Source organism: Streptomyces sp. NPDC092952 (assembly GCF_044754785.1).
Classification (GTDB): domain Bacteria; phylum Actinomycetota; class Actinomycetes; order Streptomycetales; family Streptomycetaceae; genus Streptomyces.
The window spans coordinates 23,174-37,904 of record NZ_JBIVPT010000002.1 but is presented as its reverse complement, the minus strand read 5'-3'; the positions used below and the strand labels follow the sequence as shown (position 1 = coordinate 37,904).

Here is a 14,731-nt window from a genome sequence, read left to right as displayed (position 1 = left end):
GGATGATGGCGCGGGCGCGCAAGGAGTGGGCGCTGGCCGGGGTGGTGGCCGTGGTGTCGGTGCTGGTGGCCGGGTGCGGGGGAGGGGGCGGGGACGCGAAGCCCGCGGTGGGCAAGGCGCTGGCCCGGGGGGTGGAGAAGCGGTGCGGGCCCTACCTCAAGGCGGGGACGGTGGCAACGGCGCTCGGTGACAACGACTTCGACCAGGCCGTCGGGGGCTTCAAGGACGGCAAGGGGTCGTGCGTGGTGTTCGTCTCGGCCGTCGAGGCGGGGTACGGGACGGACGGGCCGCACCGCACGGCCGCGAAGGTCTCGCTGGAGATCCTCGACTGGGAGCGCCGCGTCGGCTCGGACGACTACGCCGGCGAGTACTGCCGTGACACGACCGCCGCAGGCGTCACCAAGACCTTCCGGGGCCCCGGGAAGACCTGTGTCGTCTACCGGGCCGACCCGCCCGACGCCGCCCTGACCGGAGGCAGGCTCCAGGCGTACGCCGACGAGGGGACGGCGCTGCTCACGGTCACCGTCGACGGTGTGGACCACGCGCTGAAGCAGGACCGGGAGCACGCCCTCCAACTCCTCGCCGAGGCCCGCGCCGTGGTGCGCGCCAAGCACGCCAAGGCGTGAGGGTGTTGCCGCCCGGTCAGGCGTAGCGGTTCAACAGGCCCTCCACGTAAGCCTCCAGGCGGTTCGCCAGCACCTCGGGCGTCAGGTCGGTCCGGCCCAGTTCGCGCCAGGGGCCGGCCAGTTTCGCCGCGTCGGGGCAGTAGTGCAGGGCGTCCAGCAGCCGCCAGTACAGGTGGTCGGGGCCGTCGGCGAGGCCGTGGCCGCCCCGGGCCTCGTACCGGTCGCGGAAGTCCAGGCCGTACGCCGGTCCGTGCAGCAGGGCGAGCGCGGTCGAGCAGTGCGCCACGTCCAGGTCGGCGGGGCCCCACGACGTCTCGACCCAGTCGACGACGCCGGTGATCCGCAGCTCGGGCCCGGTCCCCGAGAAGAGGACGTTGCCGGGGTGGAAGTCCCGGTGCAGGAAGCGGCCCTGGTACGGGGGCGGGTCGCGGTGGAGCAGGTCCATGGCCCGCTGCCACAGGGGGCCTTCCGGGGGACTGAGGTGCTCCGGGGGAGTCCACGCCTGGTACGTGCGCGGCCGTGCGGCCGGTACGACGGCGTGGACGCGGACGAGTTGGGCGGCGAGCAGGTCGAGCCGCCGGTCGAGGTCGTCCCCGTCGACGCGGACCCGGCCCGGCAGCGCGGACATCAACAGGGCCGGGTGGTCGCAGTGTTCGGCCGTGGCGTCCACGGCGACGAGTCGAGGCGCGGGGATGGAGTCCTCTCCGGCGAGCAGGGTCAGGACGGACGCCTCGCGGTCCAGCAGTCCGGGCCCGTGACGGCGGAAGAAGGGCTTCACGAAGGTGCGTTGCACCAGGTCCGGGCCGTCGTCGAGGGTGAGGCGGCGCATCTGGGCACTCCAGCCGCCGGACAGGGGGCGGGAGCCGGTGACCGAGCTGCCGGGGCCGAGCTGATCGGCCACCCAGGCGTGCGTCGCCGTCCAGCCCCGGTCGCCGAGGCCGGTCAGCACCGACGTCACGAACGCCCGGCAGTCGTCGGCGTGCTCGCGGAACCACAGGCCCAACTGGTGTGACGCGTGCGGCAGATCGAACCGGGTGTACTGGGCGCGTGCGGCAAGCGCCTCCTGGACGGCCTCCGTCACCGCCGTCGGGATCACCTCGTCCGTGCCCGGTACGGCGAGCACGGCCCGGCCCTCGTACGCCCGCAGCGCCTCGAACGCGGGCGCCTCCCGCCAACTGCCCGGCCGCCGGATGATGTCGCTGAACCGGCCGTTCCCGTCGCCGAAGGGCTCGTCCCACGCCTCGGCGGCGTACACGGCGGGCGCGCACAGCCCCAGCGCCGCCACCCGGTCCCCGTAGTGCCGGGCGAGATCGGCCACCGTCTGCCCGCTCATGCTGAACCCCACCAGGACCAGCGGCCCGTCCGGCCCCGCGTACGCGTCGATCACGGAGACCGCCTGCTCGAACCGGTGCCGCAGGCTGAGTTCGCGGAGCTTCCCGGTGCTCCCGCCGTGCCCGGAGAAGTCGAAGGCGACCGCCCGGCAGCCGTGGGAGGCGAACTCCCGTGCCAGCGGCAGCAGTCGCTCCTTGCTGCCGGTTCCCGCGCCGTGCAGCAGTACGGCGGTCGCCCTGGACGGCGCGCCGCCGTACACGCCGCTCAGCCGTTCATCGCCGTGGGTGTGGGTGAAGTCGAGGAGCATGCCCCCATTCACTCACGGCCGCCGCCGGCCCGTGGCGGGGGCGGATGGTACGCCGGGGGATCCGCGGCGGGTGACGGGTCGATTCCCTTGTGCCGGAATTTAACCTAATTTTCTTGTCGAATTTTATGCGTGCATGGTGCATGCGGTCTGGGGGCGGGTGTTGTGGGCGGGGTTGGCGGTCGCGGTGGCGGGAAAGGGGCGAAGTGCCTTTGTGGGGCTTATCCTTCGGTCAAAAAGTGGACGTGGAATGTTCAACCTCTGATCAAGGAATCCGCGGATTGGGTGGTTCCGGATTGCCGTCCAGATGGCTTGGTGGGGCTCTGAGCTGGTGTTACCTCCGAGGGTCGCCAGTCGATAGCACTCCGTGACCACCTTGTGTCGATGTCTTTGCGCCACGGTCGGGCGTACCGTCTCAACAGATTGTTGATCAAGATCCACATCGCCTGGACGAGGCGATGTGGATGAATTCGGCGTGCCCTTATTCGTCGTGTCTCAAAGGAGAGAAGACGTGCCCGCAGCAGAACAGGCGGTGCGGATACGGGGTCGGGTATTTCCCCGCGACGGAACGGTTCTGAGGGCCGGGGCGGCGCAGTTGCGCGGTATCGGGCAGGTGGTGCTCGTCGGCAGTCCGTGGGCCGGGCTGCTCTTCGCGCTCGCCCTGTTCACCGGCGGGTGGCGGCTCGGGGTGTTCGGGCTGCTCGGGACCGTCGCGTCCACCGGGGCCGGGGTGCTGCTCGGGGCCGACCGGAGGGGGATGGCGCAGGGCCTCCAGGGCTACTGCGGCTGCCTGACCGGCCTCGCCCTGGTGCTCCGGCTGGGCGCCTCGTGGCGGACGGCCGTGCTCGTCGTGCTCGCGGCGGCGGTCTGCGCCGTGCTGAGCGGGGCGGTGGGCCGGCTGTTCACCCCCCTCGGGCTGCCCGTGCTGACGGCCCCGTACTGTCTGGTCGTCAGCGCCCTGACGGTCGCCCTGTCGAAGGGCCCGGTCACCGTCGGCGCGACCGCGCGCGTGCCCGGGTTCACCGAGCTGGGCGTCGCCGATGCCGGGCGGGCGCTCTGCGCCAACATCGGCCAGATCTTCTTCCTCGACACCTGGTACGCGGGCCTGATCGTGCTCGCCGGGCTCCTCGTCGCCTCCCGGACCGCGGCCCTCGCGGCGGTGGCCGGCAGCGCCGTCGCGCTGGTGACGGCCTGCGCGGCCGGACTGCCCGCCGCCTCGATCACCGACGGGCTGTACGGCTACAACGCGGTGCTCTGCGCCGTGGCCCTGGGAGCCGTCTTCCTGACCCCCACCGTGTGGACCGCGGGGTACGCGGCACTCGCCGCCGTCGCCACGGTTCCCTTCGCCGCCGCCTGGGAAGTGTTCGCCCAGTCGTTCGGCACCACCCCCTTCACCTGGCCGTTCACCGTGACGACCTGGCTCTTCCTGGCCGCGGGACCGGTACTGGACCGGCCCGGCATCTCCTTCGAGAAAGCGACGTGACGTCATGAACCTCGCACCGCGGGAAATCGACAAGCTCCACGTCTACGTGGTCGCCGACCTGGCCCGGCGCCGCAGGGACCGCGGGACCAAGCTCAACTACAGCGAAGCCGCCGCCCTGATCACCGAGGCCGTGCTGGAGGCCGCCCGCGACGGCCACACCGTCGCCGAGTGCATGGAGCTGGGCCGCCAGGTCGTCTCCCGGGACGACGTGATGCCCGGCGTACGGGAGATGCTCACCGTCCTCCAGGTCGAGACGGCCTTCGTCGACGGGACGAAGCTCGTCACCTGCCACGACCCGATCAGCGCCTGAGAGCCCGTCGGGCGACCTCTGACCGGGCCGCCACGTCCTGGCACGCGCGCTTCCGGCGCTGCCGGAATGCCCGAGTAGCTCCGCTACAAGGACATCCCGGCGCCTTGGAACCACACGCACCAGACCGCGTCCGCCCATCGGTCGAAGGTCACCCGACAGGCTCTGAGACGCCCCACCACCACGAGGAGATACACATGTCGGGCGGAGCCCACTACCTCTACGGGGACGACCCCGTGGAGATCAACGCCGGCCGGGCCAAGACCCGGATCACCGTCTCCAACACCGGTGACCGGGCCGTACAGGTCGGTTCGCACTACCACTTCTTCGAGATCAACCGCGCCCTGCGTTTCGACCGCGAGGCCGCCTACGGCATGCGGCTCGACATCCCGTCCGGGACCGCTGTGCGCTTCGAGCCCGGCGACACCCGCGAGGTGGAGCTCTGCGCCTTCGCCGGGACCGGACGGCTCGTCGGATTCGCCGGGCTCGTCGACGGCGGGCTGACCGCCCCCGACACCCGCCGCAACGCGCTCCGCCGCGCCGCCGAACTCGGCTTCGTACACCCCGAGCCGGCCACCGAGAACGAAGCAGAGGACCGGATCTGATGGCGATCATCCCGCGCAAGCAGTACACGGACCTGTTCGGCCCCACCGTGGGCGACCGGTTCCACCTCGCCGACACCAACCTGGTCGTCGAGGTCGAGTACGACCACAACGCCGGCTCCTACGGCGAGGAGGCGGTCTACGGCGGCGGCAAGGCCATCCGCGACGGCATGGCCCAGGACCCCGCCGCGCTCAACCGCGAGGGCGCGCTCGACCTCGTCATCACCAACGTCGTGGTCCTCGACCCGGTCCTCGGCGTCGTCAAGGGCGACATCGGCGTCCGCGGCGGGCTCATCGTCGGCGTCGGCAAGGCCGGCAACCCGCACCTCCAGAAGGGCGTCGACCCCAAGCTCGTCATCGGCCCCGGCACCGAGGTGATATCCGGCGAACACCTCATCGCCACCGCCGGAGGCGTCGACACGCACATCCACTTCATCGCGCCGCAGCAGGCACAGGAGGGCCTCTCCAACGGCATTACCACCTTCTTCGGCGGCGGCACCGGCCCCACCGACGGCACCAACGGCACCACCTGCACCCCCGGCCCCTGGAACATCCACCGCATGCTGGAGGCGGTCGAGGACCTGCCGGTCAACGTGGGGCTCCTCGGCAAGGGCAACGGCAGCCTCCCCGAGGCGCTGCGCGAACAGGTCGAGGCGGGCGTCGCCGGGCTGAAGGTCCACGAGGACTGGGGCGCCACCCCCGCCTCCATCGACACCGCGCTCCGGGTCGCCGACGAGTACGACGTACAGATGGCCATCCACACCGACACCCTCAACGAGGGCGGTTTCTACGAGGACACCCTCTCGGCGATCGACGGCCGCACCATCCACACCTTCCACACCGAGGGCGCGGGCGGCGGCCACGCCCCCGACATCATCCGGGTCTCCGGCGAGGCCAACGTGCTGCCCGCCTCCACCAACCCGACCCTCCCGTACACGGTCAACGCCGTGGACGAGCTGCTGGACATGGTGATGGTCTGCCACCACCTCTCCCGCGACATCCCCGAGGACGTCTCCTTCGCCGACAGCCGGGTCCGCGCCGAGACCATCGCCGCCGAGACCGTCCTGCACGACCTCGGCGTCATCAGCATCTTCTCCTCCGACTCCCAGGCCATGGGCCGGGTCGGCGAGTCCTTCCTGCGCGCCTTCCAGACCGCGCACCACTGCAAGGACATGCGCGGACCGCTCGCCGAGGACAGCTCCCGCAACGACAACGCCCGCGTCCTGCGCTACCTCGCCAAGCTGACGATCAACCCCGCCCGGGCGGTCGGCGCCGCGGACGTGATCGGCTCCCTGGAGCCCGGCAAGCTCGCCGACATCGTGCTCTGGCCGATCCACTCCTTCGCCGCCAAGCCGAGGCTCGTCATCAAGGGCGGCATGGTCAACTGGGCGCTGATGGGCGACCCCAACGCCTCCCTGCCGACCCCCCAGCCGGTCTACTACCGGCCGATGTTCGGCACCCACGGCCGCGCCGCGCAGCGCACCAACGTGACGTTCATGTCGCAGGCGTCCATCGCCGCCGGGGTCCCCGAGGAGCTGGGGCTCGGCCGCCGCATCGAGCCCGTGCGCGGCTGCCGGACCATCGGCAAGGAGCACATGGTGCGCAACGACGCGCTGCCGCGCATCGAGGTGGACCCGGAGACGTACAAGGTCACCGTGGACGGCGAGCCCGCCACCATCGAGCCCGCCGAACGGCTCCCGCTCAACCACCTCTTCTACATCGTCTGAGAACGAATCGCCCGAGAGCGAATCGTCCGAACGGAAACGGTGCACCGGTGTGAACGACCCGATACCGATCCCGGCCCTGCTGACCGGGCTCCAGCTCACCGACTCGGCCTTCCCCAGCGGCTACTACACCCTCTCGCACGGCCTGGAGGGCTTCCAGCAGGCCCGCGCGGTCACCCCGGGCGGACTGCCGGCCCTCCTGCACGACCTGCTGCGCCACGGCGTCGGCCCGTCCGACGCCACCGCCCTCGCCCTCGCCCACCGCGCGGTCACCGCCGGCGACTGGGCGGAACTGGTGGCGGTGGAGCGGCGGCTGCACGCCACCAAGCTGGGGCGGGAGGCCCGGCAGGCCGCCGTCCGCACCGGGCGGCAACTGCTGGACCTGGCCGCCGAGGTGTACGGCACCGAGCCGATCGAGCGGTACCGGGCCCTCCACCGGGACGGCACCGTACCCGGCTGCCAGCCGGTCGTCGCCGCCGTCGTCCACGCGGGCAACGGACTGCCGGTCCGCCAGGCGGTCACCTGCGAGCTGTTCGCCTTCGCGGCCAGCTTCGTGGGGGCCGCCCTGCGGCTGCGGCTGACCGACCACCGCCGGGCGCAGGTCGTGCTGCACGGCGCCGCCCCGGTGATCGAGGAGACCGTCGAGGCCGCCCTGACCAGGGAGGCGGCCGACCTCGGCGGCTGCGTCCCGGTCGCCGACATCATGGCCGGCCGCCACGAACGCGCCGAGGCCCGCCTCTTCGCCAGCTGACCCCACCCCACCCCACACGCAGACAGGACCACCCCATGCACGACCCCATGCAGGCCCGCGGACACCACCACCACGACCTCGACGCCCTCATGCGCCGGCCGAAGGACGGCGTGCTCCGCGTCGGCGTCGCCGGACCGGTCGGCTCCGGCAAGACCGCGCTGATCGAGGCGCTCGTCCCCGTACTGATCGAACGCGGCCGGACCCCCGCCGTCATCACCAACGACATCTTCACCACCGAGGACGCCGCCCATGTGCGCCGCACCCTCGCCGGGATCCTCGACGAGGACCGGATCGTCGGCGTGGAGACCGGCGCCTGCCCGCACACCGCCGTCCGCGACGACCCGACGATGAACCAGGCCGCCGCCGACGAACTCATGGAGCGCTTCCCCGAGGTGGACACCCTGCTCTTCGAGAGCGGCGGCGACAACCTGACCCTCACCTTCAGCCCGGCCCTGGTCGACCTGTTCCTCTTCGTGCTCGACACCGCCGAGGGCGACAAGATGCCCCGCAAGCGCGGCCCCGGCATCACCGAGTCCGACCTGCTCGTCATCAACAAGGTGGACATCGCCACCTACGTGCGCTGCGACCTCGACACCATGGAGTCCGACGCGCACCGGGTCCGGGAGGGGCGCCCGGTGGTGCTGACCAACTCGCTGACCGGGGACGGGCTCGGCGCCATCGCCGACTTCGTACTGGCCCACGAGGCCGCCCAGGGCACCGCGGAGCCCGCCCCGGAGACGGCCTCCGCGTGAACCGGGCGCCCGCGCGGCTGGATCCCGCGCACTACGAACCCCGCCGGGTACCGGCCCGGATGCTCGACCTCACCGGCACCCCGGACACCCTGGCCGCCGGGCGCCCCGGCAAGGTCGGCCTGCTCGAACTCCGCTACGCCCGGGTGGACGGACGCACCGAACTCGTCGACCGGTACCAGAAGTCGCCGCTCCAGATCATGCGCCCGCTCTACGTCGACCCGGAGCGGCCGGACCTCCCGGTGACGTACCTGATGTCGACCGGCGGCGGCATCGTGCAGGCCGACCGCAACCGGATCGACATCGACTGCGGCCCCGGCACCGCCCTGCACCTGACCACCCAGGCCGCCACCAAGGTGCACCGGATGGAGTTCGACCACGCCACCCAGGTCGTCAACCTGACGGCGGGGGAGGGGAGTTACGTCGAGTACCTGCCGGACCCGGTGATCCCCTACCGGGACGCCCGCTTCTACCAGCAGACCCGGGCGACGGTCGACGCGACCGCCACCCTGCTGCTCGGTGAGACGATCGCGGCCGGCCGGCTGGCCCGGGGCGAACGGCACGCCTACCGGATGCTCTTCAGCGACCTGGAGATCCAGCGCCCGGACGGGGCGCTGCTGGCCGTGGACAGCGTCCGGCTCGACCCGCACGGGCCCGGCGGGGTCACCGGCCCGGCCGTCTTCGCCGGCCACGACCTGATGGCCACGCTGTACGCGGTCAGCCCGCTCGCCCCCGCCGAACGGATCGCCGACGCGCTGCACGAGGCGCTGGGCCCGGCCGGTCCGGCCTTCGGGGTGAGCACCCTGCCCGAGGACTGCGGGGCCTGGGTCCGGATCGTCGGCAGCGACCCGCCCGCCCTGAACCGCGCGATGCGCACCGCCTGGGACGCCGTGCGCCGGCTGCTCATCGGCGTCCCCGCCCCCGACCTGCGGAAGGCGTGACGCGACGGCCGGGCACCGGCCCTCCTCGGGAGGTACCGGCGCCCGGCCGTCCGTGGCTCAGGCCGCGCAGCCGGTGTCCGCGAGGGTGAAGTACCCGGCCGGGGACTCCCGCAGGGTGTGGGTGACGAACACGTTGTACAGGCCCATCGCGTCGCCCGATCCCTCCGCGTACACCAGGCCGCCCGTGGTGCGTGCCCGTCCGGCGACCACGTGCGCGTAGTTGGTGGCGGTGAAGCAGCGGGCGGGCGCGGAGCCCGTGGTGGTCGCCGTCACCGCGGCCGAGGCGGTGCCGGGCGTCCCCGCCGCGTCCAGCGCCGTCACCGTGTAGCGGTGGCTGCTGCCCGCCGCGAGACCGGTGTCGGTGTACGAGGCCGAGGCGGGCGAGGCGATCCGCGCCCCGTCCCGGCTGACCGCGTACGAGGCCGCGCCCCCGACCGCGTCCCAGGTCAGCGAGACGCTGTCCGCCGTGACCCCGGCGACCCGCAGCCCGGACGGGGCGGGCAGCCCGTCCCCGCCGCCCGGGGTGCCCTGGTCCAGGCCCCAGAAGACGCCCGTGTGGTACGTCGAGCAGATCGTGTTCAGGAAGTACGCCCCGGCCGCCCCGCACTGGTCGGCGCCCGGGCCGGGGCTCACCGGAAGCCCGTGGCCCATCCCGGCGAGCGAGTACGTCACCACCGCCGGGCGGCCCGAGGCGTCGTCGTACGTGGTGCGGGTCGTGCTCCCGGGCAGGGTGTCGGTGGCCGAGGGGGTCTGGCCGATGCCCCAGACGTCCGTCCACTGGTCGCGCAGGGCCGTCGCGTTGGCCTGGTTCACCGTGTAGTCGGCGGTGCCCTGCCAGATCGCCACCCGGGGCCAGGGGCCCGCGTACCCGGGGTAGGAGCCGCGCACCTTGTCGCCCCACTGCGCGGGCGTCAGCTTCACCGACCCCGACTGGCAGGAGGAGGCCCCGACCTGGCTGGTCGCGCACTGGGCGGGCAGCCCCGAGGCGATCGAGCCGCCCGCGAACACGTCCGGGTAGGCGGCCAGCAGATCGGCCGCCATGCCACCGCCCGCCGACAGGCCGGTGACGTACACCCGGCCGCCGTCCGAGCCGTACCGCTGCTTCGCGTACTCCACCATCTGCGCGACCGAGGCGGCCTCGCCCCGGCCCCGCCCGCTCTCCGCCGGATCGAACCAGCCGAAGCAGGACAGCGCGTTGTTGGCCGCCGTGGTCTGCGGGAACACCACCGCGAAGCCCCACTGGTCGGCGTACTTCGGCCAGCCGGAGCCGGTGTAGTAGTCGTTCGCCGTCTGGGTGCAGCCGTGCAGCGCCACCACCAGCGGCGCGTCGGCGGGCAGCCCCTCGGGGACGTACGCGTACATCTGGAGGTTGCCGGGGTTCGAGCCGAAGCCGGTGACCTGCTGGAGACCGCCGGCGGCCACGGCCGGGCGCGCGGTCCCGGCCACGCTCAGCAACGCGGCGACGAGCGCCAGCGCCGCGGTGGAAGCGACGCGCCCGAGCAGGCGTCGCAGGATCGGTGGGCGCACGGAGACCTCCTGGGTGGGGGAGCGGACACGGCCCGGGGAAGGCACGGCCCGGCGGGCGGTACGGGGGTGGGGATGCGTGCGGACGTTACGGGCCGCCCCACCGGCGGCCCATGGGCCCGGCGGACACACCCCGGGCCGGGCAGTGTGCGCCGCCCCCGTTGCGCGATCCCGACCCGGACCGCTCCGCCCTTGCCCTGGAGCGCACTCCAACATGCAGACTCCCTGCCAACGCCCTGACCGGAACGGTCAGTTGACGAGGGGATCACCATGCGCTACCGCACCATCGGCACCGATGCCACCACCCGCCGGGAGGTGAGTGTGCTCAGCCTCGGCGCCATGCTGATGGGCACCCGCACCGACGAGGCGACCTCCTTCGCCATCCTCGACCGCTACGCCGAGGCGGGCGGGACGTTCATCGACACCTCCGACAACTACGCGTTCTGGGTCGACGGCACCCGGGGCGGCGAGAGCGAGGCCCTGCTCGGCCGCTGGCGCCGCAGCCGGGGCGTCGGCGACGGGATCGTCATCGCCACCAAGCTCGGCGCCCGTCCCACCGTCCCCGCCACCGACTTCACCAAGGGCATCGTCGGCCTCTCCGCCGAAGTGGTCCGGGAATCCGCGGAACGCAGCCGCGAACGCCTCGGCGTCGAGAAGATCGACCTGCTCTACGCGCACGTCCAGGACCCCGCCACACCGCTGGAGGAGACCGTCGGCGCCTTCGCCGGCCTGGTCGCCGAGGGCACCGTCGGACTGCTCGGGGTGAGCAACCACTGGGCCTGGCAGGTGGAGCGCGCCCGCCGGATCGCGGCCGACGCCGGGCTGCCCGGGTACGAGGTCCTCCAGTACCACCACACCTACCTGCGCCGCCGTACCGACCAGCCCAGCTGGCGTTCCCCGGACGGGCAGGAGGGCGTGGTCGCCGGGGACCTGCTCAGCTATCTGCGGGCCGAACCCGCGCTCGTTCCGGTGGCGTACTCGCCGCTGCTGGCCGGGGCCTACGTCCGCGACGACAAGCCGCTCGGCCCGGAGTACGACCACCCCGGCACCCCCGCCCGGCAGGCCGCGCTGCGGAAGGTCGCCGCGGAGACCGGGGCGACCGTCAACCAGGTGGTGCTGGCCTGGCTGATCGGCGGGGACGTGCCGTTCGTCCCACTGGTCGGCGCCTCCTCGGTGGCCCAGCTCGACGAGAGCCTCGCGGCGGTCGACCTGGAGCTGACGGCGGAGCAGCGGGCGGTGCTGGACGCGGCGCACTGAGCGGGCGGCGCGGCCCCGTGTGGCCCGCCACCATGCCGGGGTAACCGGGTGTGTGCGTCGGCGCCGTGTGACGCGGGCCCCGGTCTCCCTACGGTGACGGCCATGGAGACTCCCCAGCGCCCGGACACCCAGGCCGCCCCGCCCACCGCCCCGCCGCCCGCCCCCGCCGACCGCCCCCTCACCGGGCGCACCGCCCTGGTCACCGGCGGAGCGAGCGGGATCGGGCGGGCCTGCGCCCAGGCCCTGGCGGCGGCGGGCGCCCGGGTCCACGTGGTGGACCGGGCCGAGGAGGCCGCGCGGAGCCTCGCGGCGGAGATCGGCGGGACGGCGTGGGTGGCCGACCTCTCCGACCCCGAGGTGGTGGAGACGCTGCCCGCCGACGCGGACATCGTGGTCAACAACGCCGGGCTCCAGCACGTCGCCCCGGTGCACACCTTTCCGCCGGACCGGTTCGCCCTGATCCAGCGCGTCATGGTGGAAACCCCCTTCCGCATCTTGCGCCGGACCCTGCCGGGCATGTACGAACGCGGCTGGGGGCGCGTGGTCAACATCTCGTCCGTCCACGGCCTGCGGGCCAGCCCCTACAAATCGGCCTATGTGACGGCCAAGCACGCACTGGAGGGACTGAGCAAGGTGGTCGCGCTCGAAGCGGCGGAGCACGGGGTGACGAGCAACTGCGTCTGCCCCGGCTACGTACGCACCCCGTTGGTCGAGAACCAGATCGCGGACCAGGCCCGCACCCACGGCATCTCCGAGGAGGACGTGGTCGGCCGGGTCATGCTGGAGCGCAGCGCGATCAAGCGGCTGATCGAGCCCGAGGACGTCGCCGAGGCCGTGCTCTGGCTCTGCGGACCGCGCACCGGGCACATCACCGGCACCTCGCTCTCCATGGACGGCGGCTGGACCGCCCACTAGGGGGTGTCTGACAAATGAGTGCGGGTGAAGGAGCGGGGTCCGGTGCGTGCGATCGCAAGGCGCCGGGGCGTCCGCGTGGCGGAGCCACGTGGGCGGTTCGGCAACGCCGCGAGCGTGCGTGCCGGACCCCGCGACGCCGCAGGCATGTGTCAGACACCCCCTAGAACCCCGTCGACCAGGGGGCCGGGAGCCCCCGGCCCCCGCTCCCGAAGAAGACCGGCCCCCCATGTCTGAACCGCCCGCCTCCGCCGCGCCCCATCTGCGCCACCTGCTCGACCTGCTGGCCGACGACGCCCCCGCCGAGGAGCTGGGCGCCGTCTCCTCGCGGGCCCGCGCCGCAGGGGTGGCGGCGGGCGATCTGGCGGAGGTGGAGCGGGCGACCGCCACCGCGCTGCGGATCAGGGGAGCCCTGCGCCAGCACCGCCGCCGCGAGCTCCAGCTCACCGCGCTCTTCGACACCGCGGGCGACCTGGCCGCCTCCCGCGACCTGGACGAGGTGCTGAAGGCGATCGTCCGCCGGGCCCGGATGCTCCTCGGCACCGACACCGCCTACCTCACGCTCCCCGACGAGGAGGCGGGCGACACCTACATGCGGGTCACCGACGGCTCCGTCTCGATGGTCTTCCAGCGGCTGCGCCTGGAGCTCGGCCACGGGCTGGGCGGACTGGTCGCGCAGACCGCCCGCCCGTACGCCACCCACGACTACCGCACCGACGACCGCTTCCACCACACCCGCAACATCAACGCCGGGGTGCTCGACGAGGGGCTCGTCGCCATCCTCGGCGTACCGCTGCTGCTCGGCTCCAGCCGGGGCGGCACCGGCAAGGTCATCGGGGTCCTCTTCGCCGCCGACCGGGCGCCCCGCGTCTTCAGCCCCGACGAGGTCGCTCTGCTCTGCTCGCTCGCCGCGCACGCCGCGATCGCCATCGACACCGCCCGCGCACTGGCCGACACCCGCTCCGCCCTGGACGAACTGGCCGGGGCCAACGCCGAACTGGCCGAGGCGAACGCCGCGGTACGGGCCCACTCGGCGGCCATGCGACGGGCCGAGGAGTCCCACGACCGGCTCACCGACCTGGTGCTGCGCGGCGGGGACGTCGCCGATGTCGCGACGGCCGTCGCCGGGCTGCTGGACTCCCCGCTGACCATCCACGACCCGGTCGGACGCCCGCTGGCCGCCGTCCGGGCCGACGGAGGCGACTTCGCCGCCGACAGCATGGACGCGGGCTGGCTGGCCGAGACCGCCGAGGCGTCCCGCACCGGCGCCCGCGCGGTGCAGCGCGACGGCCGGTGGATCTGCGCCGTGCTCGCCGGGCAGGAGCTGCTGGCCGGGCTGGTCCTGCACCGGCGCGGGCCGCTCGACGACTCCGACCGGCGGCTGTTCGAGCGGGCCTCCGTGGTCACCGGGCTCCTCCTGCTGCTGCGGCGCACGGTCGCCGAGACCGAGAACCGGGTGCGCGGCGAGCTGATCACCGACCTGCTGACCGACGCCGACCGCGACCCGGCCGGGCTCACCGAACGCGGCCGCCGCCTCGGCATCGACCTGGACCGCCCGCATCTGCTGCTGGTGGCCGAGGGCGGCCCCCGGGGCCGGCTCGCCCCCGCCGCGGTGCGCTACCTCTTCGGCGGCGACGTCCACGGGGTGAGCGCCGAGCACGCCGGGACCGTGGTGCTGCTGGTCGACGCCGGGGAGCGCACCCCGTCGGCCGGGGACGCGGCCCGTGCGGCGGCGGCCCAGCTCGGCCAGCTCGCCCAGGCCCCCGTCACCGTCGCCGCCACCGGCCCGGCGCGCGGCGCCCGGGAGCTGGCCGACGCCCACCGGGAGGCCGCCCGCTGCCTGCGCGCGATGCGGGCCCTCGGCCGCACCGGCGAGGGCGCCTGCGTCGAGGAACTCGGCTTCCTGGGCGTGGTGCTGGGCAACTCCCAGGACGTCGAGGGCTTCGTCACCGCGACCCTCGGCCCGCTCCTGGAGTACGACGCGCAGCGCGGCACCCAGCTGGTCCGCACCCTCGGCGCCTACTTCGGCTCCGGGGGCAGCCTCGTCCGGGCCAAGGACGAACTCCACGTCCACGTCAACACGGTGGTGCAGCGGCTCGACCGGGTCCAGGTGCTGCTCGGCCACGACTGGAACGCGCCGGACCGAGCCCTGGAACTCCAACTCGCCCTCCGTCTGCACCTGTTGACGGGCGGGGCGGCCTGAGGGAAGGCCCGGACGG

At 73.5% G+C, this 14,731-nt stretch carries 13 protein-coding genes; 11 read left to right on the top strand and 2 right to left on the bottom strand.

Annotated elements, in window-relative coordinates; translation table 11 throughout:
* Positions 1–2 precede the first annotated feature (2 nt).
* Positions 3–626 carry a hypothetical protein gene (locus ACIQGQ_RS04145; protein WP_402390403.1) on the top strand — a complete coding sequence of 208 codons (624 nt, stop codon included), beginning with the start codon at positions 3–5 and terminating at the stop codon, positions 624–626.
* A 16-nt stretch (positions 627–642) separates the two neighbouring features.
* Here the strand turns inward: ACIQGQ_RS04145 and ACIQGQ_RS04140 are convergent, their stop codons facing one another.
* On the bottom strand, positions 643–2,265 hold the full coding sequence (locus tag ACIQGQ_RS04140) for an alpha/beta fold hydrolase (protein ID WP_402390401.1): 1,623 nt from the start codon (positions 2,263–2,265) through the stop codon (positions 643–645).
* A 508-nt stretch (positions 2,266–2,773) separates the two neighbouring features.
* On the opposite strand from ACIQGQ_RS04140, the gene ACIQGQ_RS04135 reads away from it, so the two are divergent.
* The 7 genes from ACIQGQ_RS04135 (at position 2,774) to ACIQGQ_RS04105 (ending at position 8,819) form a co-directional block, all read left to right on the top strand.
* Positions 2,774–3,745: an urea transporter gene (locus ACIQGQ_RS04135; protein WP_402390398.1), complete on the top strand. Its 972-nt coding sequence runs from the start codon at positions 2,774–2,776 to the stop codon at positions 3,743–3,745.
* A gap of 4 nt (positions 3,746–3,749) precedes the next feature.
* Entirely contained in the window at positions 3,750–4,055 is a 306-nt protein-coding gene (locus ACIQGQ_RS04130) for an urease subunit gamma (RefSeq protein WP_352279394.1), read from the top strand.
* 194 nt (positions 4,056–4,249) lie between these two features.
* Complete coding sequence (locus ACIQGQ_RS04125; protein ID WP_402390396.1) at positions 4,250–4,657, top strand: urease subunit beta; 408 nt, start codon at positions 4,250–4,252, stop codon at positions 4,655–4,657.
* Positions 4,657–6,381: an urease subunit alpha gene (ureC, locus tag ACIQGQ_RS04120; RefSeq protein WP_402390393.1), complete on the top strand. Its 1,725-nt coding sequence runs from the start codon at positions 4,657–4,659 to the stop codon at positions 6,379–6,381. Before ACIQGQ_RS04125 ends, ureC begins: the two co-directional genes overlap by 1 nt.
* A gap of 49 nt (positions 6,382–6,430) precedes the next feature.
* The gene (locus ACIQGQ_RS04115) at positions 6,431–7,129 is read left to right on the top strand and encodes an urease accessory protein UreF (protein ID WP_402390390.1); all 699 of its coding nucleotides are present in this window, start codon (positions 6,431–6,433) and stop codon (positions 7,127–7,129) included.
* Between the two features lie 89 nt (positions 7,130–7,218).
* On the top strand, positions 7,219–7,881 hold the full coding sequence (gene ureG, locus ACIQGQ_RS04110; protein ID WP_402391935.1) for an urease accessory protein UreG: 663 nt from the start codon (positions 7,219–7,221) through the stop codon (positions 7,879–7,881).
* Between the two features lie 59 nt (positions 7,882–7,940).
* Positions 7,941–8,819 (top strand): urease accessory protein UreD, encoded by an 879-nt coding sequence (locus ACIQGQ_RS04105; protein WP_402391932.1) that lies wholly within the window; start codon positions 7,941–7,943, stop codon positions 8,817–8,819.
* A 57-nt stretch (positions 8,820–8,876) separates the two neighbouring features.
* Here the strand turns inward: ACIQGQ_RS04105 and ACIQGQ_RS04100 are convergent, their stop codons facing one another.
* Complete coding sequence (locus ACIQGQ_RS04100) at positions 8,877–10,346, bottom strand: PHB depolymerase family esterase (RefSeq protein WP_402390388.1); 1,470 nt, start codon at positions 10,344–10,346, stop codon at positions 8,877–8,879.
* Between the two features lie 267 nt (positions 10,347–10,613).
* Here ACIQGQ_RS04100 and ACIQGQ_RS04095 point away from each other — a divergent pair, with 267 nt between their 5' ends.
* From ACIQGQ_RS04095 to ACIQGQ_RS04085, 3 genes are all read left to right on the top strand, one after another.
* A complete protein-coding gene (locus ACIQGQ_RS04095; RefSeq protein WP_402390386.1) occupies positions 10,614–11,600 on the top strand; it encodes an aldo/keto reductase in 987 nt (328 codons plus the stop codon).
* 102 nt (positions 11,601–11,702) lie between these two features.
* The gene (locus tag ACIQGQ_RS04090; protein ID WP_402390383.1) at positions 11,703–12,515 is read left to right on the top strand and encodes a 3-hydroxybutyrate dehydrogenase; all 813 of its coding nucleotides are present in this window, start codon (positions 11,703–11,705) and stop codon (positions 12,513–12,515) included.
* Positions 12,516–12,741: 226 nt separating this feature from the next.
* Positions 12,742–14,715, top strand: coding sequence for a helix-turn-helix domain-containing protein (locus tag ACIQGQ_RS04085; RefSeq protein WP_402390381.1), 1,974 nt, complete (start codon positions 12,742–12,744; stop codon positions 14,713–14,715).
* Positions 14,716–14,731: the final 16 nt, after the last annotated feature.

Coding starts and splice junctions, on each gene's coding strand:
- ACIQGQ_RS04085 (WP_402390381.1), top strand. CDS start 12,742: ATGTCTGAACCGCCCGCCTCCGCCGCGCCCCATCTGCGCCACCTGCTC.
- ACIQGQ_RS04105 (WP_402391932.1), top strand. CDS start 7,941: ATGCTCGACCTCACCGGCACCCCGGACACCCTGGCCGCCGGGCGCCCC.
- ACIQGQ_RS04145 (WP_402390403.1), top strand. CDS start 3: ATGATGGCGCGGGCGCGCAAGGAGTGGGCGCTGGCCGGGGTGGTGGCC.
- ACIQGQ_RS04125 (WP_402390396.1), top strand. CDS start 4,250: ATGTCGGGCGGAGCCCACTACCTCTACGGGGACGACCCCGTGGAGATC.
- ureG (WP_402391935.1), top strand. CDS start 7,219: ATGCGCCGGCCGAAGGACGGCGTGCTCCGCGTCGGCGTCGCCGGACCG.
- ureC (WP_402390393.1), top strand. CDS start 4,657: ATGGCGATCATCCCGCGCAAGCAGTACACGGACCTGTTCGGCCCCACC.
- ACIQGQ_RS04140 (WP_402390401.1), bottom strand. CDS start 2,265: ATGCTCCTCGACTTCACCCACACCCACGGCGATGAACGGCTGAGCGGC.
- ACIQGQ_RS04095 (WP_402390386.1), top strand. CDS start 10,614: ATGCGCTACCGCACCATCGGCACCGATGCCACCACCCGCCGGGAGGTG.
- ACIQGQ_RS04090 (WP_402390383.1), top strand. CDS start 11,703: ATGGAGACTCCCCAGCGCCCGGACACCCAGGCCGCCCCGCCCACCGCC.
- ACIQGQ_RS04130 (WP_352279394.1), top strand. CDS start 3,750: ATGAACCTCGCACCGCGGGAAATCGACAAGCTCCACGTCTACGTGGTC.